The organism is Wolbachia endosymbiont of Ostrinia scapulalis, from assembly GCF_023559145.1.
Classification (GTDB): Bacteria; Pseudomonadota; Alphaproteobacteria; order Rickettsiales; family Anaplasmataceae; genus Wolbachia.
Genome location: NZ_CP096926.1, coordinates 566,936 through 587,339 on the forward strand (window position 1 = coordinate 566,936; position 20,404 = coordinate 587,339).

Genomic DNA, 20,404 nt, shown 5'->3' on the forward strand with positions numbered 1-20,404 from the left:
TTCATAACTGTACAAATATTGTAGATCAGGAAACTTCAGTCCTTGATACTGGAATAACATCTCTATACTACTCCGGGCCAATCTAAATATTAAGAAATTTACCATATAAAAAAAAGGCAGAAGAAACCCTATTATCTATTTTTTAAATTTACGTTCTTTATTGTCTCATTTGACGTTCACTAAACAGAATGTAGTCTAAGTACAAACTTGTGAAAGGCTTATGTGTAATGCTTCTCCACATAATCACTAATAATTTCCTTAAATTCTTCAAAAATATTATCACCTTGTAAAGTTTTGAAATATTTGCCGTCTTTGTAGACTGCTGAAACAGGTTTTTCTCCATACCCAGGCAGGCTGATCCCCAGATTTGCATGTTTGCTCTCTCCAGGACCATTTACTATGCATCCCATAACAGCAACTTTCATATACTCTACACCAGGATTATTTTTCTTCCATACCGGCATATGAGTTTTTATGTAGCCATTTACTTCCTTAGTTAATATACGAAAACGATCGCTACTTGTGCGTCCACAACCAGGACATGAACTCACCTGAGGGTTAAAGTAGCGCAAACCTATAGACTGCAGTATTTCCTGACATACTACCACCTCATTAGTGCGTGATTCACCAGGGCGCTGAGTTAAAGAAGCCCGGATAGTGTCTCCAATACCATTTTGCAATAAATAAGTAAGCCCTGCTGTGGTATTTACTACGCCTTTGTTACCCATACCAGCTTCGGTTAAACCCAAATGCAGCGCATAATTGGAAGATTTTGCAAGTGCCGTATAAACTAAAATTAAATCCTGCACTCTACTGACTTTACATGAAATGATTATTTTCTCTGCATTAAGGCCAATCTTTTCAGCTTTTTTTGCACTACCAAGAGCAGACATTACAAGCGTCTTACGTAATATAACATCAGAAGTTTTTGGATTACTAGACAAGGAGTTTTCATCCATTAATTTTTGTGAAAGGTACTTATCAAGACTACCCCAATTTACTCCAATTCTGACAGGAAGATCATGCGTTATTGCATACTCTATAATTTTTTCAAATTTTTCATCACGTTTATCACCAAAGCCTATATTACCTGGATTTATCCTAATTTTACCCAGAATTTTAATGTTGTCTGGATAATCCTGAATCAGCCTGTAGAGCTCATATTGTCCACAGCCTACTAATATCTTACCATCAAAGCCTTCTTTATTTATTTCCTCTACTATATAAGGTATTGTTTTTGCTACTTCCTCTGAGTTCAAAGCAATTCGCACCAACTCTGAACCTGCATGCGCTAGTTCTATTACTTCTTTTGCATATTTCTGAGCACTGCTTTTTATGTTGTCAGAATCTATATGTGCACCAAGTGCCATGGATTGAACAACTATAGGATTATTTCCACCTATCTTCACTTGTCCAACTTTTACAGCATGAGTTTTATGCCTGGAAACCGGCGATGACTCATATGCATCATCACTCAATGTCAGGTCTCTATCTAGCATATTATTAATTGTGACACTATTTTACTGTGTCAACTACACTGCCAAATGAACTTGAACCATTTAAACTATGCTGTGGTGTTCTATTTAGGTCAGTAATAGAATCATGAGAGCACGTTCTTCTTGATGGACTTTCTTTTATAGTAACATTTATAGGGGAAACTTTTTTTTCTCGTGTTGAAGTAACATTTTTCCCTTTTTGTTGTTCACTTTTATGCTGCTTACTTTCATACTGAGAAACTGGCTCTTGATCTATAAATACAGCACCCTTTAAACGTGCAAGATTAATACCATGCTGATTGATCATAGCATCCTCTTCATCTTCAACTATGCAAGCTCCCACGTTGTTTGGCTCATTATCAAGGCTAGCAATTTTTTTTTCTTTTAATTTTTTGATTAGATCTTCTTTATTTATGTTAGCATTAATTTGACCTTGTAACTTTTTTTTCTTAAGGAGCGCCCTACGCTTTTCGTATAATTTATACGACTCAGCAAAATCCTCATCTACATGAAAATTTGCACCACCAGGGTTACCAGGAGGTATGTACCTTTTACTGAGCTTCACTTTAGACTTAGCTTCAGCGTTATGTATAGCAAAGAACCCAAAAATTAATATAAATAAAATCTTAGAAAAGAACTTGAACATACTATAATGAATATCGTACCTTAGAAGATAACAATTAACGAGCTTTAAGTAAATCAGAATCTCTACCAACTTTATAATACAAACATCTTTCTAAAAAATTTACTACCAAAACCTACATAATCTAAAGGAAATTTAAGGTGTTACAAATTTTACGTAACACCCTTTCAAAAAGAGCATTACACTCTTCCTTGCTGTAAGTTATTCTTCAGTTTTTCGGTATCATTCACATTATTAAACTTTCCGCTTGGCATATCTTGAGACAAGTCGTTTTTCTTCTCTTTATCAAGCTTAACTCCCTGATAGATACAGAATGCAACAAAACTAGTTACAGCTATTGCAGCAACAGCACTGACTATGGCACAAGTTAATATTGCTTGTTCTTGTCCCCCTACCATGTCTGCAAATGTTTCTACTTTTTCTTCTAAGCCTGTAAATTTTTCTTGCAAGCCGCTTAAGTGCTCTTGCATAGCTTGAAACTGCTCAGTACCAATCTTGTCTTCTAATGCACCAAAAACTTTTTCAAACTGCTCAACATCTATCTTTTGAGCTTCTTGCCACTCTTTTAATGCACTAAATACCTCTTCAAACTGTTTAGCATCAATATTTTGAGCTTCTTGCCATTTTTTTAATTCACCAAAAACTTTTTCAAACTTCTCAGCATCTATCTTTTGACTTTCTTGCAATTCTGTTATACCTAACCAATTGCGGAAAATTCCTTTTACCATTTTAACCCCCTAGCTAATTAATATATTATAATTTTACATTCCCAATGTTTAAATTATTATTAAATTAACTATCATTATACATTGATCTTAAAATAACTTTCCTTGGTTTAAGTTAGCAATTATTCTACCAATATCTCTCTCTTTCCTGAGTAACTCGGAGCACTGACAATACCTTCTTTCTCCATTCTTTCAACAATATTTGCAGCTCTGTTATAGCCTATTCTAAGTTGCCTTTGAATGTAACTAGTTGAAACCTTTTGATCTCTCTGAATGATGGCCACTGCTTGCTTGTATAGATCGTTCTCTTCATCTTCTGTTTCACCTTCTGATTCCGCGAAAGAATTTTCATCTTCTTGAGTGATTTCCTCCATGTAGTTTGGCTCACCTTGCGTTTTTAGATGATCAGCTATATTTTGCACCTCATCATCACTTACAAATGGACCGTGAACTCGAATAATCTTACCACCAGAGGCCATATAAAGCATATCACCCATACCGAGCAATTGTTCAGCCCCTTGTTCACCAAGTATTGTACGGCTATCTATCTTAGAAGTAACAGCAAAACTAATTCTCGTTGGAAAGTTTGCTTTTATCACACCTGTTATCACATCTACAGATGGGCGTTGTGTTGCCATTATGATGTGTATCCCTGCAGCACGAGCCATCTGAGCTAAACGTTGAATAGAGCATTCTATATCTTTGCCAGCAACAAGCATTAAATCTGCCATTTCATCTACAATCACCACAATATACGGAAATGTCTCCATTTTAATCGGTATTTTTTCAAACAAAGGTTTACCAGTTGTTGAGTTAAAGCCAATCTGTACAACACGTTCCAATTCTATTCCGCTATTCATCGCTTCTGTAATTTTTTGATTATAGTTTATTACATTCCGCACATTTAAATATGACATCATACGATAGCGATTTTCCATCTCTTTCACGCTCCACTTAAGAGCAATAACAGCTTTTTTTGGCTCTGTTACCACTGGTGTTATTAGATGCGGTATTGCATCATATATTGAAAGCTCAAGCATTTTTGGATCGATCATTATCATCTTGCATTCATCAGGACTTAGTCGATAAACAAGCGACAGAATCATCGTGTTAATTGCAACCGACTTACCTGACCCTGTAGTTCCGGCAACAAGCAAGTGGGGCATTTTAGTCAGATCTGCAATAACTGGTTTTCCGCTTATTTCCTTGCCAAGCGCAATTGGAAGATTTAAGTTTGCATTTTGGTATTCTGGCGATTCAAGTAAATCACGCAGCATCACAATCTCTCGCTCCTTGTTTGGCAATTCTATTCCCATGGCATTTTGTCCACGAATTATTGAAATACGTGCAGAAAGTGCACTCATTGAACGTGCAATATCATCTGCAAGACCAATCACTCTTGCAGATTTTGTACCTGCTTGTGGTTCAAGTTTGTATAAAGTCACAACCGGTCCATAACATACACTTATAATTTTTCCTTGCACGCCAAAATCACTCAGCACCTGTTCGAGCAGAGATAAATTCTTATTGCTCTCTAATGCATTCAACTGTTTTCTCTGCATAGATTCTTCCACTTTAGAAAGTAAGTGAATGCTTGGAAACTCAAACTCGCTAGAAGGTGGTTTAAAAATCTCTTCGGTAGCTTTCTTCTGTCTTTCTTTTGGTTGTTGTCTAATGGTTCTATATTTTCCCTCTATTACTAATGGTGCTATTGAATAATCAGTAGTTTTACGTAACCTGAAAAACAGAACCTTTGTAAAAAGGGAAAATATTTTTTTACATAGGAAAAGCAAAGAATAAACCGTTCTCTTCCAACCAATCAATCCTACAATACCTATTGATACTACTACTGTGAATATGTAAAACGGGCAGTGGCTAATTAGAGTATTGCCGACTATTCCACTGTGCATGTACCTAGTAGTGGTACCGAGCGAAAGTTGCTCTAATGTAGCACATATTCCTAAATTGATTAATATTAAATAGAGAATTTTCAGCAGCCTTTTTGATATCAAAAAGTAAACTATGGTTGTAGCTATTGTAATACTAGCGAGTCCAAAAAATTGAACTAATATATCAGCTAAATATGAACCTACTATTCCACCTAAATTTGTTACTTCCTCATTTGTAGATGTATTTAAGGATGGATCTTTATAATTATAGCTAAAAACCGATATATATATATACATTAAGAATAACAGGTATATCGCTGATTTTAGCTGTTTTTTTAACATCTACTTAAAGTAATAAGTAATTGTATATTTTACAAAGTGAATTGCTATTATCAATATCATCACGGATAAATCTAATCCATTGAATGGTTGTATATACCTTCTGATAACCTTTAGTGGAGGATAAGTGAGTCTGTTTAAAGTTTGCATTATGCTGCTTACAATCTCATTATACATGTTAACCACATTCAATTTAACCAACAAATCGAGAACAACTGAGCATATTAGAATGAAGCTGTAAAGATCTAGTAGCAGGTTAAGTAAGTATATGATTGGATGCATATTACTAATTTATACTAAAACCTATTATGTGTAGTGATAGATATAAAATCAAGCCCCACAATAATAAATAGGTGCAAACAATAACTGATTAGTCTGTTTATCAACAGAGATGTCCACTATTTGCTGCCTTGGATTCCCTCTACTGTAAAATTCTTCAACTTCCTGCAGCGCCAATGTTACATCTCGAAGCAAAATTAATGTGTCACAGCTATGTGGAACTTGCTCTCTAAAATATCCACTGGCTGAATAATACCAGATGGCAAAGTTTATCAAATCAAGCACATCATTTAGTTCTAATTGCGCAATGCCTGTTTTAGAACAAAAACCAACCACTCCAATATTAGCGTCAAAAAATATGTACCTACTATTTTCTCCCTTATATATTAGCATAGCATGCCCATCTTTACTGAGCTTTTCATCTTTATAATAATAACTGCGGCGGCAGCTAAACATTATATAATGCTCTGATTTTGTGTTATCTAATGCATGCTCAAGTTGCTCTTGAGAAATGGAAGCTTGTTTTTTTGTTTTAGGATCAAAGAAAAATTTTTGTTTATTTAGCAAGATGTTGTCAGAGAAAACAAATTTTTTACTCTTTTTAGCATCATAAAAACATAAAATAGGTAAGCACTCCGATAGAACTAGTATCAAATGTAACTGCCGTTCTTTTTCTTCCTTGCCATTAAGGTAATCTATAATATCTTGCTCGGTTATTTCGTTATTTAGTCTATTAAAAAAGCTTAAAAAGTCTTCTCTACTTTCTAGCTTCATAGAAACAATTAAGTTACTTAATGGGTTACATAATCCGTTTCTAGGATTAAAGCCTAGAATTTTTTTATACCATCCACTCAATGTTGGCATATTCCCTATGGCTGTGGAAATATGTCGATTTAATTTGAACATGATACCATCTTCTCTCTTAAATTTTTGTGTATACTCTTCATAAGCCAACTTTACCTGAGTATATGATATTATTTCTGTGTAGTGATATTTCCCTTTGCTGTCTTTATAAATTCCTTTTATATTACAAGCAATGCTATTCTCTATATCTTGCGTGATAACAAAGTCTTCAGTTTCAATAGTTTGGTTTAAAAATTCTGCAATATCTCTTTTTGAGAAAGTTCGATCAAAAGTTTTTCCATTATCATTTTTGAAAAAGACTCTGACCTTGTCTTCCTTAAGAAGATGAATTTTTGATATTTGCGATCCACAAATATCGTTGACGTACTCTTTTATATATGTTGACATTACTGCTACCTAATATTTTAATAATATACTAAGTATGACATAAAATATTAAAGATTTTTATTAAAATTTAACAAGATATTGTAATCTTTGATTCCACGTGGATAAAAAACTTATTGATAAGTTAACGGAGAGATGTATACAATATAAGTATCTGTTCAGCAGAGTGGCAAAATAAGATAGATAAGACAATCACAGAAATAGACGTTATCATGCCAGTGCTTGATACCTTTGTGTTTGAGGCAAAATCTGCTATAATATTTAACACACTGCTTTCACAAACGAATGTTCATACAATTCTGTGTCTGAGCACTGAGATAACGCCATTACAAAGGAACCAGCATCAGCTACTTGCATAACAAGAAAGAAAGCACTGGTTTAAATATTTGCACATTAGCCATACACCTGAATGGATATCTATATGACAAGATAAGTATTCAGAACCATTTTCCTTATTTTAATTACCCATTACTTAATGAGATCACTTCTTTTAATTGATATTATAAAACTACTTATCGTAAAGTTGATCTATAGATATAATACTACCATTTGATGACTTTTCAGCACATTTCTCACTTTCATATTCTTTATCAGAATCAACGCTAAATACTAAAGTATCTCCTGAAATTTTATCATGAAACTCACTAATAGCAAAAAACGGTACAGTGACTTGTTCTTGTTTTCCACGAAAGCTCAAACTGACACTAAACTTATCCTCAAAAACTTTTAGACTATAAAATTGGTGCTGTAATATAATAAGCATTTGAGTAGGATATGATTCTTTCAAGTAGTCTGGTATGGCAACACCATTAAATCGAGTAAAAAACAGTATCTCTAAGTGAGGAGTAAAAACATTATCTAATATAGTATCTAGAGCCTTTTTGATAACTTGAAATTTAGCATGACTAAGCGACTTCTGATAATCTGTTTTATCCATATAACCCTTACATGTTTGGGGAAACTTCTGTTACCCGGCGTTCCCTAAACCGTGCTTATAGCAATGAAGTTATAGTGCCTAAATTAAGCAGCTAATGCAACATTGTCTTCAGCAGCAAAGTTATCGTTTGCATCTAAATTGTGAACTCTTAGCGGTGGTATCTAACCGAGCAAAGCTACCATCTTTACTATGCATGTCGATCCTTACTCGCCCCCGTATCAATCAAAAAATATGGTGGAGGCGCCGAGTACTGCCCTCGGGTCCAATACACCTATTACAAGGTAATTTTATTGCCATAGTACAAAAAATGCACATCTTTATTATACAGTAGTATTGAATAAATGTCAAGTTGTTGAACGTAAAATCGGTTGTAAGCTAAAAAATTAATATAAAAATTACTTCGCCTATTTATCTAATCTTAGTATAATCAAAGTAGAGGTATTTTTAGAGCTCAAAATCTATCTTCGTCTGCAGACTTTTTTATCAAATAATCAAACTCAGTAAAGAATGTAGCGTATCTTCTTCAGCGCAAATGGGTGCACACATATGCTTAATCTCTGTCGTATGTGCGTTACATTTTTTCTGTTCTTTATTAATAAATATGGGGGATTCTATGCCTAATTCTTAACAAAAAACTACTCAAATGCTTTTGTAGCTATTGAATTTCTGAATTCAAGAAAGCAAGAGACAGTGTGAGAAATGGCACAAGCCGAAAAAAAGATAAGTTGTGGAACAAAAAATGCAGACAACTGTGGAAAATTACCCACTGGAATCCAGACTTTGATTGTCAAATAAAAAATTCACATCTTAAAAGGATCATATACATCAATTTCCTTAGTTTTCACTTTCTCGTTTAATAATCTCAAGATGGGCTGTAAATCATCGTCGATTGATAAGCACAGTACTTCTCTATCAAGAAAACCGGCTAGGTGATTCCTTTTCTCAAGGATTTCTGTTTCTTCCAATAAGTCACATTTATTTAACACTACAATTTCCTCTTTTTCAATAAGATCGCTATTGTAAAGCTTCAGTTCATTATGTGTACAATTATAAGCTGAAATAATGTCATCGCGCGTTACATCAATTAAATGCAGTAAAATTTTGCACCTTTCTATGTGCCTTAAAAATTTGTGTCCGAGCCCAACTCCAAGATGAGCATCAGCGATTATTCCAGGAATATCTGCTATCACAATTTCGCTATAATCCACTTTTGCTACACCTAAATGTGGTCTTATAGTAGTAAATTCATAATCGCCTACTTTCGTATCAGAATTCGAGCAGCGGGTTAAAAATTTAGATTTACCTACATTTGGCATACCAATAATGCCAACATCAGATAAAACTTTTAGCTTCAATATTATATTTCTTTCTTCGCCGGGCTGACCATGGGTAAAATGTCTTGGTGCCCTATTAGTAGCAGATTTAAAGTTAGTATTTCCAAGCCCACCTTTTCCACCTTTCACTACTTGAAATTCCATGTCAGGTTTATCAAGATCTACTATTATTTCCTCACTTTCTTCATCGATTATTTGTGTACCAACTGGAACTTTAAGTATAATATCTTTTCCTGCTGTGCCAGATTTATCTCTACTCGTACCACTTTTTCCACTACTCGCTTTAATATGTCTTCGACAACGAAAATTAAGCAAAGTGTTGAGATTTGCATCACTGATGAAAATTATGTCTCCTCCCCTGCCCCCATTACCACCGTTTGGGCCACCAAATTCAACGAATTTTTCTCGACGAAAACTAGCACAGCCATCGCCACCATCACCTGCTTTTAAATATAATTTAACTTCATCTATGAAATCCATGCCAACCCGCGATAATATTTAGCATTTTCTCCTAATGAACTTTCTATTCTCATTAATTCATTATACTTTGCAAGCCTATCAGAACGCGACAGCGAGCCAGTCTTTATCTGCCCACAATTCGACGCAACTGATATGTGGGATATCGTTGTATCTTCTGTTTCACCTGAGCGGTGAGAAATAATAGCCCTGTAGCCATTTAATTTTGCCATTTCAATAGCAGCAAAAGTTTCCGTAAGTGTTCCTATCTGGTTTGGCTTGATTAGTACAGCATTTGCCATTTTCTCCTCTATTCCTTTACTTATTAGTTCACAATTTGTAACAAATAAATCATCTCCAACCAATTGAACTTTATTCCCGAGTTTTACAGTAAGTAATTTCCAACCTTCATAGTCGTCTTCATTCATTGCATCTTCTATAGAAATTATTGGATATTTGCCTACAAGGTCAAAATAATACTGAACCAATTCCTCTGAAGTGAGTTCTCTGTTTTCAAATTTATAAACTCCATCTTCATAAAAAGTAGATGCAGCAACATCAAGACCCAGTGCAAAGTGATTTTTCATCGAATAACCGGCAGATTCAACAGCCTGAATTATCAAATTAAGAGCTTCTTCAGTGCTTCCAATGTTTGGTGCAAAACCACCTTCATCTCCTACGTTTGTGCTATAACCTTTTTTCTTAAGAATGCTGCGCAAGTTATGAAATACCTCTGCAGATATTCTGATTGCTTCACTGAAAGTTTCAGCACCAACCGGAAGAATCATAAATTCTTGAAAATCGAGTTTATTATCTGCATGTACTCCACCATTAATGACGTTAATTAGCGGAACTGGCATCTGCTCTTCCCCTACTCCCAAATACTTATATAACGGCATTTTAAAGCTGTTTGCTGCTGCTTTTGCAACAGCAAGAGACACACCCAAAGTTGTATTTGCTCCAAGTTTAGATTTATTTTTTGTTCCATCTAGTTCAATTAAAACTTTATCAATTGCACTCTGGTTTGCTGCATCCATGCCAATGATTTTATTTGCTATCACTCCACTTACAGATTGAACAGCTTTCAGCACTCCTTTACCACAATACCTTTTTTCATCTTGATCTCTCAGCTCCAATGCTTCTAGTTTACCGGTCGAAGCCCCAGAAGGGACAGCGGCTCTACCTGTTGCTCCATCACATAGTTCTATTTCTACCTCAATTGTTGGGTAACCCCTGCTATCTAAAATTTCTCTTGCAAATACACTGCTGATCGTCTTTTTCATCATGCTAAACCTCCACTAGATTCACAATTGTGTTCACGTTCGGGAAATGTCACCCCAGCGCTGTAACATTTCAGTGTACGAACATTGTAACCTACAGATAAACAGATAATTTGAGTAACAGATGGTGTCATTCCAGTGCTTGACACTGGAATCCAGTTTTTATTATACAGCCACTTATTTAAAGTTAAGTCTTCTGGATCCCAGTGTCTGGGCACTGGGATGACACCATTCTTAATGGAAGCTATCCCCATATCGCAATGTCTGTACAGTTGTTTGCCTAGACACTGGAATCCAGTTTTACTACACAATTTTATCATATAAATCACCAATGCTTAAGTTTATTTTACTAGCAGCAGCTTTGCAGTTTCTTTCGCTAGTTTAGCTATATTACTACCAGCACCAATAAATAATACTACATCTCCTGAACTTGTCGAATTACTAATAAAATGTGAAATGAGTAAAGCATCATTCATCATCTTCACATCATTAAACCCATTACTGATCAAGGCTTTTTGTATATCATCAATTCCACAGCCAGGAATAGGCTTATCTTCTGGAGGATGGACAGGAGTGAGAATTACATAATCAAACATCATGAAAATTCGTACGAACTCATCAAAAAAATTACGAATACGAGCAAAACGAAGCGGCTCGATAATTCCTGTTACCTTTCCTTTAGTGGTCAAACGTGCTGCTGCCAGGGTTGCTTGTATTTCATTTGGATGATGAGCATAGTCCTCAATTAACTTAACACCTTTAATATCGGCAATTAAAGAAAATCTCCTTGCTACTCCTTTAAATTCCAAAAGACCTTTTTTAATCTCTTCATCACTAATTCCAAGTTTCACTGCAACTGATATTGCAGCCAGGGCATTGCTAACTTTATGCATTCCTATTGCATTTGATAGCACTACATTCTTTATAATTCTGGTACAAGGTTGAATATCTTCTTTTTGTCTTTCGAGAGCGAGTTCTTTTAATCGAAACACCATATGTACATTATCATCATCAATTTCAATACGCTGAACTAACTTTCTAATTATATTAAATTTAGTCTCCCAATCTACCTCTGATAAATCACACTTTTCCTTCGTTATATGCCCTCTTAACATCTTCACTTCTTCCCATACTACCCCTTCTAGTATATCTGCGAGTATTGATTTGCTGTTACATTCACCAAAACGTTTTCCAGGACAACGATAGTAACTTCTTCCTCCCTTAGCATTACTCATTCCATAATAAACGGATTTGCAACACTGACATATCACTAACCCTTGTAATAAGTATTTTCTTCCACTTTGTTGCATTTTTTCTATTTGTAGCTTTTCTTTTTCCACACTGTATCTCTACGACTTATATATATTTTGCCTATAGTAAAATACGCACATAATGAGCCAAATCAAGGAAAGTGCAAACCAAGTAATTGCGTATTCAAGATGCTTTATTGGCTGTATAGTCAATTTGCCACCAAAATTATCTTGCCACAATATACATTTCTCTAGCTTAATACCTAGATCATTGGAGATTTCTTCTGTACTTAGGGTAAACCATGTATTTGAAGCAATATCATTTTTGATAAACCAATTTTTGCTACCATCACAATACAAAACGCCATCAGCAGCTACTTTTTCAATTTTTGCTTTTTCTTCTTTTTTTTCTCTGACTATTCCTTTATTTATTAACATGTAATGTCCATTGATAAGCAACATAGGAGACAGCACATGATAGCCACGTTGACCTGCGAAAACATATAGTTCTATATCACTTAAAATTCCGTCGATTTTAACGTTTCTGTAGTTAAACTTTGAAAGATTATCACTAGGCAGTAGATGAATAACTGGAAGATCCATATTTTTGATAATATTATTCTTCCAGCTCAATCTAAATAACTGCCATAACCCGAGTGAAAAAAGAAGTAAAAAAGGTATAATGAAAATAAATACTGTTTTTCTTAACACTCTATATTTGTGTTCTCAAGTAATTTTCAATACCCATAAGCTCAATAAGGTCAATCTGTTCTTTGATCCAATGTAAGTGCTCTTCCTCATTTTTCAGTAGTCCTTCTAATAACATTACACTCACGAAATCCTTTTCTTTTTCAGCAACGGAAATTGCCTCTTTGATTCCCTTGATACCTTCTTCTTCTAAGTTAGAATTATCTTCTAAGATTTTCTGCATTGTATCTTTTGTGAACTTTCCTTCATACTTTGAGATTTTATTTGTATCTTGAAAATTTGGCATGCCCTTAAGCAGTAAAATTCTTTCTGCCAGCCTATTTGCATGCTCAAGTTCTTCATTAAGCTCCTTTCTCATCTTTTCTGCAAGTTTATTGATTCCGCTATTTTTAAGAATCGCAGAATGCAAAAGATACTGGCGTACAGAAGTCAGCTCATTTGTAAGTAATTTATTTAAATGTTCTACTATTTCTTTATTCATAACCTTTCTTTAGCTAATATACCAATGTAATCTACATAACAATCAAGGCAACATCAATTCATTTTTCTCACAACAATCGTATCAAATAGCACATCATGAAATGCCTGTTTCCTCTGAGAGAAGCAAGCAACTAAATACCAACTGAAGGTAAGCATCACTATAATCACTTCTAGTGTACTTAAAGCATTTACTGATGTTTGAAAAAGTTTGATAAAGGTGATAATTGAATTATTTAGCATAGGAAGGAAAAACTGAGAGATAGTGCGATCAAATGCTAAGCTCAAACCTATTTTAGAACTATCTAAAGTGATAGTATATATATTCATTAACTGTTGACCAGGAGTTGCTTGAGCTGTTGAAGATATAAAATATGTAAAGTAGCCACAATTTATACACATGTATGACAGGTGCAAAATTAATGGAAAATCCCCTAATGACAACACAATTAGTAAGGTTGGAATTAATAAAATTGCTACATCTATTAAATATGCGCAAAAGCGCCTGTGTACACTAGCGATCTCTGTCATTACCACCTATCTTTCAAATACTTTACTATGAATTCTGTAAGTTTATTAAAATGTTGAAAATATAACAAATCTTCATAACCTCTTATTGATTGTCCGTATACAATAGGTAAGCAATTTGCATTTTGTGCACATAGAATGTCTGTGATGCTGTCACCAACAAAAAACACATTTTCTCTATTTACAGGTAGCGTACTCTCCTCCAGTGCAAACAGCAGTGGAGTTGCAGATGGTTTATCTTCTGCAGTATCACATGAGCCAACTACTCTTTCAAAGTAAGAATCTAGTTTAAAATAGGCAACTTCTTGACGTAAATTAGTATTTTTCTTATTGCTAACTATCGCTAGGTAAATATTGTGGCTTTTCAGTGTCTGCAGCATTTTCTCTACTCCTTCATTCAGAGTAATATTTTGTAACAATGCATTATCTAGGTATTTTTGATATATCTGGTTCGCTTTTTTCCACTGATCACCAAACAAATTGACCATGTAGCTCTTTCTTGATTCATGAGAATTTCTATCAACAACTTTACTGCCAGATCCCATCAAATCTAAAGTATGCTTAATGGCATTAGAAATATTATCTTGAGTATCAACTAAGGTATTATCCCAATCGAATACTACCGCTAATGGGCTATTTTTCATTTTTATATTGTTACGTATTTTAAGCTAATAAGTAAATGATATTTTGATGAAAAAAGCATAAATGAGGTGCTCCTTGTGTCTTAACCATTTTTACATAATTAACTAATATACTGATTTTAGTATAAGCTTTTATTTAGTAGGTATGACACAGCTTAAAGATACACCAGATATTGAGAAGAAATTCAAGGATGTCTTTGCTGGTGCTTTTCCAGAAGGTACGTCGCTGGAAGATAAAGTGAAGATTATCAATGAGTTCCGCCAGGAACTTAAAGCTCACAAAAGGCAAGTAACCAAAGAAAATCTCGAGAAAAGGTTAAAAGATATTTCTGCAGCAGATAATTTTTCACTAGAAGATAAAATCAAGACTATTGCAAAATTAAATCGTAGTCTTAGAGATCGAATGAACCGTGCAGCTAAAAAAGTAGCTAAAGATTTTGAAAAGATCGTCGAATTGAATCGGGAACTTAAAGATGTTTTTCCAGAAAATTCTTCATTGGAAGATAAAGTAAAAATTATTTTTGAATTGCACCGAGAGCTTAAAGCTCAAAAAGGGCGTAAAGATGAAGTGAAGATTATTAAAAAATTGATTCATAATCTTGAAGGTCGAATGGATCGTGCAGCAAAAAAAATAGCTGAAGATTTTAAAAAGATTGCTGGATTTAAACAGAAATTCGAAGGAAAAGACGTTTTTACAAGTAAAAAAGTTGCAGAGTTTGAAAGTAATAAAAAATCTCAAACTACATTAGAAGGCAAAATTTCTGATCAAAATAAACAAGAAAAGACCTCTGTACAAAAAGACAAAATTCGTGACTCAGTTAGTGAGGCAGATACTTCTGAAAAAGTTGCTTCAGAAAATAAAAACTTTGAACAAAAAAAGATTTCTTTTCAAACAGATACAGTAACTAAGTTACAACCTTCAGTAAGCAAAGATCCTATAAAAGATAAACCTAGCGACAAAAAGCCTGAAATTTCGTTAAAACAAGTCTCAGTGGATAGGAATGCTACAGAAAAAAAATCTAATAATAAAAAATCTCAGTTGAGTGAAAAGAAAAATATATCTCAACCGAAAGAAAATCAAAAAGAAGAAGGCTTTTTGGTACGTTTTCTGCAGAAAATATTCAAAAAACTTTTTGGTGAAGATAAAAAGAGTGTAGAGGATATAAAAGGAACTACTCAAAAAAGTACGCCAAATGATGAAGGGCAACAACAAAATAAGCTCCTTTCAAATCAAGACCAAAGCGCAAGTGAAAGTTTAAAGCAAATTGATAATCCATTGTTAACTCCTGTCACGAAAGTAGAAAAAACAAATACAGACCATAAAAGATAATTCGCCTTAGATTTCTTGCATAGTCTGGGGTCCAATTTGTCATCCTATGGCTTGACCATAGCTAAAAATCTAGATTCCAACGTCACACGCTAACTTAAATTATTCATAAAATTTGTTTCGGTAAACCTAATTTGGGTTAGCTATAGAAGGCAAAACAGACACAAATCAGGAAAATAAAAAAAATTATAGATTTTCTATTTTTATTATAAAAATAATTAATTTTTAAATACTTTATATTGATTTTGTCATCAAAGTTCATATAATATTAATATATTAACTTTGATGGTGGTAAAGAAATGCATGGTAGTATAAGCGACGAAGTGGTGAAAAATTTAGACAAGTTCACTTCTTATAGACAAGTAAATAAATTTAAAAAGATATTCAATAATCTTACCACTAACCATAAAATGAATATATAGAGTATGTTAAAGCAAAGCCTCAAGGCTCTAAAGCTATGTACGGCATACTAAATGCACTAGACAAGGAAGAAGCACTTTTAATCTTTAATCAGTTGCTTCAAGAGAATGAAAAGTTTGCTTTCAATACACTCGATTGTATTCATCCCAAATATACTTTATTTAAAATTCTATTTAATCAACTGAATCCCCAGCAAAAAGAAGATTATAAAGTAAATTTAGAGACAAAATCAACTGTCAAAGCTAAGCTTGTCCTAAAGAATTTTTACTTAAGCAATAAAGAGAGTTCAAGCAACTTAAGCACTGAAAACTCCAATGAACCGTTAGTACAAAACAGAGATGATTTGCCAGCAGCACATTTCTCTCTTATATCTCTTCCATCAGAGGAAACAGTTGTTGAACATCCATTTGATACTAGACTAGAACTTTCTTCTGACAAAAAGGATCAATCATGTAGCCAAACAGTAATTCCATTTCTGGGTTTTGCTGAATTCGATAATCAATTCTGCAATACTGTAACAGAAAATTCGACAGTTAGTAGTAGTTTAACGTCGAATTATAATATATCAGATAGCCTAGAAGGTGAGCAATTATCCCCAGAGTATTTAACTATTTGATAAATGGAGTAACTAGTCTGCAATCCTCAATTGTGGATGATTTGCCAGAGTTAAATTTATCTCCTATAACTCCTGAATTCGAGGAAACAGTTGTTGAACATACATTTGATAGTAGACCAGACTTTTCTTATGAAAATGAACCGTTAGTAAACAAAAGAAAAAGAGCTGAAGAGAATCAATTATATAGCCAAATAATTCGTTCAATAACTGGAAAACAGCGATCACAAGACTTGTGTTTTACAGCGTATAATAGTCTTACAGAATGTGAATTAGAAGAAATATGCACAGTGGAGCCACCAGCAAAGCGCCAATGCATATCAGTACCTTCATTTGAGGGTTTTGCTGAATTCGATAATCAATTCTGCAATATAGTACCAGAAGATTCAATAGTTAATGATAGTGCAGTGCCAGAAGAACATACTAGCCTGGAAGGTAAGCTAACTTTCCTAGACTCTCAAATAAATGGCGGAGAGCCATTAACTAGTCTGCAATCCTCAAATGTGAATCCATTGCCAGAGTTCAGTTTCTCTCTAAGCTCTGTTACACTAGATGAAATGGTTAAGAGATATGGCTTTAATCACAATGACCACGCTCTAAGTGATTTAGAAGAGGTATATGTAAAGCAACCAGCAAAGTTCCATACATATTACCACAATAACTAGGGACAAAAAAAGGTGGTAGTTTAACCTACCATCTCCTCTGGTTTCACTATCCTTTCAAACTCCTCCTCAGTGAGCAGTTGAAGTTTTGCTGCTGCTTCTTTTAGAGTGATATTTTCTTTATAAGCAAGCTTCGCTATTTTTGCTGCATTGTCATATCCTATATGCGTATTTAATATAGTAACTAGCATTAACGACTGATTTAGTAAATCCTTTATTCTTTCTTCGTTTGCTCTAATATCAACTACGCATTTCTCTGCAAAATTTAAACTTGCATCAGCTAAAAGTCTTATAGACTGCAAAACATTGTAAATTATCACCGGCTTAAACACGTTCAATTCAAAGTGACCATTTGAGCCACCAATTGTCACGGCAACATGATTTCCCATAACTTGAGCACATACCATAGTCACCGCTTCGCATTGAGTTGGATTCACCTTACCCGGCATGATTGAAGAGCCAGGCTCATTTTCTGGTAACATTATTTCTCCAATTCCGCATCTTGGACCAGAACCAAGTAGCCTTATATCATTTGCAATTTTCATCAAGCTTACTGCTACTGTATTGAGTGCTCCACTGAGCTCAACTAAAGCATCATTTGCTGCTAGTGCTTCAAACTTATTTTTTGCTGAAATAAATGGAAAATTAGTGATTTTTGCCACTTCTTTAGCAAAATCCTCAGCAAAACCCTTTTTAGTATTGATTCCCGTGCCAACCGCGGTGCCACCTTGTGCAAGTTCATATACATTGATCAGAGTTGACTTTACTCTCTCTATTCCCTTTTTAATCTGAACTGCATAGCCAGAAAATTCCTGCCCAAGTGTTAGAGGAGTTGCATCTTGCAGATGAGTACGCCCTACTTTTATTATATCTTTAAATTCATGAACCTTATTATTTAGCGCTTTATATAATTCTTCAAGATTGGGAATAAGCAAGCGGTTTATTTGCTCTGTTACTGCTATATGCATTGCTGTTGGAAAAGTGTCATTTGATGACTGACCACAGTTTACATGATCATTTGGATGCACTGGAGACTTACTACCTAAATCACCGCCCAAAATTTCTATTGCACGATTGCTGATCACTTCATTCATATTCATGTTAGTCTGAGTTCCAGACCCGGTTTGCCAAACAACAAGTGGAAATTGATTATTAAATTTACCGTCTATTATTTCCTTTGCAGCTGAGCAGATTGCATCCCCTACTCTATTATCTATGCTACCCTGCTTCATGTTAACACGTGCTGCTGCAAGTTTTACTATTGCTAGCGCTTTAATCAGAAACTCTGGCATTTTCTCTGTACCAATTTTGAAATTTTCCAAAGAACGCTGAGTCTGCGCTCCCCAGTAATGTTCACTTGGTACTTTTACTTCTCCTAAGCTATCTGATTCTATTCTAACTTTTTTATCCATATTTCCTCATTCTAGTGTTTGACATTACCTACATATATGATTAGTTAAATCAAATTGTATTTCAGTGTCAAGTTGAGACATTTTTAGTGAAGACCTTAGAAAACTTTCAAGCCATATCTTTTGCTTCTATTATTTTTTTATTGTTATTAAGGCAATCATGCAACCTTAATCAATAAACCTACTTTCACTCTCTATAAGGCTATTCTACTTAGAGCTTGAATAGTGAAAACATCTTTAAGCGCAGAAGCTATACCTTTGTTTGCTTTCTCTTTTTTTACTTCTACAATCATATAATCCAACATTGCACCTAACGCTAGACTAACGGTCGCTGATGCTGCACAAACTGTAATCACTGCTCCCGCAGAATATGATATTGTCATACCGGCAACATAACCTATTGCACCACTCACGCCAATGCAGACGTATTTCTTCCGCAGTTCTTTTTGTATGTAACCTTTCAGATATTCTTTTACATCTAAATGCCCGTTTCTAGTAGCATAATTCAGAGCAGTGTTTTCATAGCCATCTTTCACATTAACATTTGCTTTTGCTGTTTCTATCAGGTACTTTACTACCTCTAAATAGCCACTTCCAGCAGCCCACATTAGAGCAGTTCTTCCATAGTGATCTGTTGAATTAATATCTTCTTTCTGTTTTTCTATCAGGTATCTTACTGTTTCTAATTGACCATTTTTGGCAGCTGAAAATAATCCTGCATGATTGTTAATCATTTGTGCAAATGATAATGTTTTTAGTTTAGGGGATTGTAACTCTTGAGTATTAAAGTTTAATTGTGCTGGAACAATTTCTACTTCAAGCTCTACATGTTCTCTTGTGAAACGATCAAGTAGGCTTTTTACCTGATCAATTGTTTGAATTCTTACCTTATAATACCGCAATAAAGAATTGATTATTTCCCTGTTGTTAAGAAAAAATATCACTAATTCTATTTTACCTGTTAAATCTTTAGCATAAATTGAGTATTCTATATTTAATCTATCTTGTGAAATATTTTGTATTGTCTCACTCCCTGTCCAAATTCTTACCTGGTCATCAATGCCCTTACTTACAAGAAAATTATATAATTCACTATCTTCTTCCTTCATTTTATTGAGCTCATCCTTACAGTTATACCAATAAGATGATAACTCTGGTATACAAGTAGGAAGAGGCAAGCGAGGTATTGACATATCAAGATTAGCTATTAAATGATATCTAGTTAGAAGCTTTGCTACCTCCTTATGGCCATTTACAATAGCATATGTTAGGGCAGAGAATTGACCTTTACGTTTTTTCACATTTAAATCAGCTCCATTTGCTATTAGAAGTTGTACTACCTCAAGATGACCATGGGCAGCAGCATGAATTAGAGCAGTTATGTTTCCCGGAGATTCTGCATTAACATTTGCTCCCTCTTCTATCAAGTATTGTAATATCTCTAGTTGACCATTTTCAGCAGCCCATATTAAAGCAGTTCTCCCATAATCATCATCTATTGTATTAATAATTGCTCCACCCTGTATAGCTTGCTGAACAAAATCTAGCTGTCCTTTTTTAGCAGCATCAATTAGCTGCGCATTTAGCTGTTTTTGTGATGGCATATACCCCTCCTAAAAAAATATACAATTTAAAGCTATTTTAGCCACTATTCAAGTTTTAATGGCTAAAATTGATTGAATCACTTTTTAGTGTTTTTTTATGGTTGTTTGAATCTAGCAAAGATGAGTCTATATCACAATC

19 protein-coding genes, 1 other RNA gene and 1 pseudogene are annotated in these 20,404 nt (G+C 34.3%); 3 read left to right on the forward strand and 18 right to left on the reverse strand.

What is annotated here, in order from left to right; translation table 11 throughout:
• Positions 1 to 218 precede the first annotated feature (218 nt).
• The 16 genes and pseudogenes from ispG to M1L26_RS02965 form a co-directional block, all read right to left on the reverse strand.
• Positions 219 to 1,499 (reverse strand): flavodoxin-dependent (E)-4-hydroxy-3-methylbut-2-enyl-diphosphate synthase, encoded by a 1,281-nt coding sequence (ispG, locus tag M1L26_RS02890; RefSeq protein WP_250120392.1) that lies wholly within the window; start codon positions 1,497 to 1,499, stop codon positions 219 to 221.
• 16 nt (positions 1,500 to 1,515) lie between these two features.
• Positions 1,516 to 2,142, reverse strand: coding sequence for a TRP75-related protein (locus M1L26_RS02895; protein WP_211908020.1), 627 nt, complete (start codon positions 2,140 to 2,142; stop codon positions 1,516 to 1,518).
• 176 nt (positions 2,143 to 2,318) lie between these two features.
• A complete protein-coding gene (locus M1L26_RS02900; RefSeq protein WP_250120393.1) occupies positions 2,319 to 2,867 on the reverse strand; it encodes a hypothetical protein in 549 nt (182 codons plus the stop codon).
• Positions 2,868 to 2,986: 119 nt separating this feature from the next.
• Positions 2,987 to 5,095 carry an FtsK/SpoIIIE family DNA translocase gene (locus M1L26_RS02905; protein WP_250120394.1) on the reverse strand — a complete coding sequence of 703 codons (2,109 nt, stop codon included), beginning with the start codon at positions 5,093 to 5,095 and terminating at the stop codon, positions 2,987 to 2,989.
• Positions 5,096 to 5,374, reverse strand: a complete 279-nt coding sequence (locus tag M1L26_RS02910) for a YggT family protein (RefSeq protein WP_250120395.1) — start codon at positions 5,372 to 5,374, stop codon at positions 5,096 to 5,098.
• A 48-nt stretch (positions 5,375 to 5,422) separates the two neighbouring features.
• Positions 5,423 to 6,622, reverse strand: a complete 1,200-nt coding sequence (locus M1L26_RS02915) for a hypothetical protein (RefSeq protein ID WP_250120396.1) — start codon at positions 6,620 to 6,622, stop codon at positions 5,423 to 5,425.
• A gap of 505 nt (positions 6,623 to 7,127) precedes the next feature.
• The gene (locus M1L26_RS02920) at positions 7,128 to 7,556 is read right to left on the reverse strand and encodes a ClpXP protease specificity-enhancing factor SspB (RefSeq protein ID WP_250120397.1); all 429 of its coding nucleotides are present in this window, start codon (positions 7,554 to 7,556) and stop codon (positions 7,128 to 7,130) included.
• A 16-nt stretch (positions 7,557 to 7,572) separates the two neighbouring features.
• Positions 7,573 to 7,908: a transfer-messenger RNA gene (gene ssrA / locus M1L26_RS02925) on the reverse strand.
• Between the two features lie 448 nt (positions 7,909 to 8,356).
• Entirely contained in the window at positions 8,357 to 9,370 is a 1,014-nt protein-coding gene (gene cgtA / locus M1L26_RS02930) for an Obg family GTPase CgtA (protein WP_211908008.1), read from the reverse strand.
• The gene (gene eno / locus M1L26_RS02935; protein WP_211908007.1) at positions 9,358 to 10,632 is read right to left on the reverse strand and encodes a phosphopyruvate hydratase; all 1,275 of its coding nucleotides are present in this window, start codon (positions 10,630 to 10,632) and stop codon (positions 9,358 to 9,360) included. Before eno ends, cgtA begins: the two co-directional genes overlap by 13 nt.
• A 66-nt stretch (positions 10,633 to 10,698) precedes the next feature.
• Positions 10,699 to 10,850 (reverse strand): annotated as a pseudogene (locus M1L26_RS06570) (WPE palindromic element domain-containing protein); the annotation flags it as partial.
• A 117-nt stretch (positions 10,851 to 10,967) separates the two neighbouring features.
• Positions 10,968 to 11,966: a glutamate ligase domain-containing protein gene (locus tag M1L26_RS02945; RefSeq protein ID WP_211908005.1), complete on the reverse strand. Its 999-nt coding sequence runs from the start codon at positions 11,964 to 11,966 to the stop codon at positions 10,968 to 10,970.
• A gap of 9 nt (positions 11,967 to 11,975) precedes the next feature.
• The gene (locus M1L26_RS02950) at positions 11,976 to 12,587 is read right to left on the reverse strand and encodes an SURF1 family protein (protein WP_052264983.1); all 612 of its coding nucleotides are present in this window, start codon (positions 12,585 to 12,587) and stop codon (positions 11,976 to 11,978) included.
• 1 nt (position 12,588) lies between these two features.
• Positions 12,589 to 13,065, reverse strand: a complete 477-nt coding sequence (bfr, locus tag M1L26_RS02955; RefSeq protein ID WP_010406741.1) for a bacterioferritin — start codon at positions 13,063 to 13,065, stop codon at positions 12,589 to 12,591.
• Positions 13,066 to 13,118: 53 nt separating this feature from the next.
• Positions 13,119 to 13,592 carry an RDD family protein gene (locus M1L26_RS02960; protein WP_064085312.1) on the reverse strand — a complete coding sequence of 158 codons (474 nt, stop codon included), beginning with the start codon at positions 13,590 to 13,592 and terminating at the stop codon, positions 13,119 to 13,121.
• Entirely contained in the window at positions 13,592 to 14,233 is a 642-nt protein-coding gene (locus M1L26_RS02965; RefSeq protein ID WP_211908004.1) for an HAD family hydrolase, read from the reverse strand. The genes M1L26_RS02960 and M1L26_RS02965 overlap by 1 nt, the downstream gene beginning before the upstream one ends.
• 235 nt (positions 14,234 to 14,468) lie before the next feature.
• Here M1L26_RS02965 and M1L26_RS02970 point away from each other — a divergent pair, with 235 nt between their 5' ends.
• The 3 genes from M1L26_RS02970 (at position 14,469) to M1L26_RS02980 (ending at position 17,255) form a co-directional block, all read left to right on the forward strand.
• Positions 14,469 to 15,560, forward strand: coding sequence for a hypothetical protein (locus tag M1L26_RS02970; RefSeq protein WP_246433162.1), 1,092 nt, complete (start codon positions 14,469 to 14,471; stop codon positions 15,558 to 15,560).
• Between the two features lie 454 nt (positions 15,561 to 16,014).
• Positions 16,015 to 16,593: a hypothetical protein gene (locus tag M1L26_RS02975; RefSeq protein ID WP_246433161.1), complete on the forward strand. Its 579-nt coding sequence runs from the start codon at positions 16,015 to 16,017 to the stop codon at positions 16,591 to 16,593.
• Between the two features lie 32 nt (positions 16,594 to 16,625).
• Positions 16,626 to 17,255, forward strand: a complete 630-nt coding sequence (locus tag M1L26_RS02980; protein WP_246433160.1) for a hypothetical protein — start codon at positions 16,626 to 16,628, stop codon at positions 17,253 to 17,255.
• 20 nt (positions 17,256 to 17,275) lie between these two features.
• Here the strand turns inward: M1L26_RS02980 and fumC are convergent, their stop codons facing one another.
• Together fumC and M1L26_RS02990 are read right to left on the reverse strand one after the other, a co-directional pair.
• Positions 17,276 to 18,664, reverse strand: a complete 1,389-nt coding sequence (gene fumC, locus M1L26_RS02985; protein ID WP_211908003.1) for a class II fumarate hydratase — start codon at positions 18,662 to 18,664, stop codon at positions 17,276 to 17,278.
• A 191-nt stretch (positions 18,665 to 18,855) separates the two neighbouring features.
• Positions 18,856 to 20,265 carry an ankyrin repeat domain-containing protein gene (locus tag M1L26_RS02990; protein ID WP_211908002.1) on the reverse strand — a complete coding sequence of 470 codons (1,410 nt, stop codon included), beginning with the start codon at positions 20,263 to 20,265 and terminating at the stop codon, positions 18,856 to 18,858.
• Positions 20,266 to 20,404: the final 139 nt, after the last annotated feature.

What these genes read in the sequence shown, in the direction of transcription:
- M1L26_RS02900 (WP_250120393.1), bottom strand. Translation starts at nt 2,867, where the DNA reads ATGGTAAAAGGAATTTTCCGCAATTGGTTAGGTATAACAGAATTGCAA.
- M1L26_RS02960 (WP_064085312.1), bottom strand. Translation starts at nt 13,592, where the DNA reads ATGACAGAGATCGCTAGTGTACACAGGCGCTTTTGCGCATATTTAATA.
- M1L26_RS02915 (WP_250120396.1), bottom strand. Translation starts at nt 6,622, where the DNA reads ATGTCAACATATATAAAAGAGTACGTCAACGATATTTGTGGATCGCAA.
- M1L26_RS02895 (WP_211908020.1), bottom strand. Translation starts at nt 2,142, where the DNA reads ATGTTCAAGTTCTTTTCTAAGATTTTATTTATATTAATTTTTGGGTTC.
- eno (WP_211908007.1), bottom strand. Translation starts at nt 10,632, where the DNA reads ATGATGAAAAAGACGATCAGCAGTGTATTTGCAAGAGAAATTTTAGAT.
- fumC (WP_211908003.1), bottom strand. Translation starts at nt 18,664, where the DNA reads ATGGATAAAAAAGTTAGAATAGAATCAGATAGCTTAGGAGAAGTAAAA.
- ispG (WP_250120392.1), bottom strand. Translation starts at nt 1,499, where the DNA reads ATGCTAGATAGAGACCTGACATTGAGTGATGATGCATATGAGTCATCG.
- M1L26_RS02905 (WP_250120394.1), bottom strand. Translation starts at nt 5,095, where the DNA reads ATGTTAAAAAAACAGCTAAAATCAGCGATATACCTGTTATTCTTAATG.
- M1L26_RS02965 (WP_211908004.1), bottom strand. Translation starts at nt 14,233, where the DNA reads ATGAAAAATAGCCCATTAGCGGTAGTATTCGATTGGGATAATACCTTA.
- M1L26_RS02975 (WP_246433161.1), top strand. Translation starts at nt 16,015, where the DNA reads ATGTACGGCATACTAAATGCACTAGACAAGGAAGAAGCACTTTTAATC.
- bfr (WP_010406741.1), bottom strand. Translation starts at nt 13,065, where the DNA reads ATGAATAAAGAAATAGTAGAACATTTAAATAAATTACTTACAAATGAG.
- cgtA (WP_211908008.1), bottom strand. Translation starts at nt 9,370, where the DNA reads ATGGATTTCATAGATGAAGTTAAATTATATTTAAAAGCAGGTGATGGT.
- M1L26_RS02920 (WP_250120397.1), bottom strand. Translation starts at nt 7,556, where the DNA reads ATGGATAAAACAGATTATCAGAAGTCGCTTAGTCATGCTAAATTTCAA.
- M1L26_RS02990 (WP_211908002.1), bottom strand. Translation starts at nt 20,265, where the DNA reads ATGCCATCACAAAAACAGCTAAATGCGCAGCTAATTGATGCTGCTAAA.
- M1L26_RS02910 (WP_250120395.1), bottom strand. Translation starts at nt 5,374, where the DNA reads ATGCATCCAATCATATACTTACTTAACCTGCTACTAGATCTTTACAGC.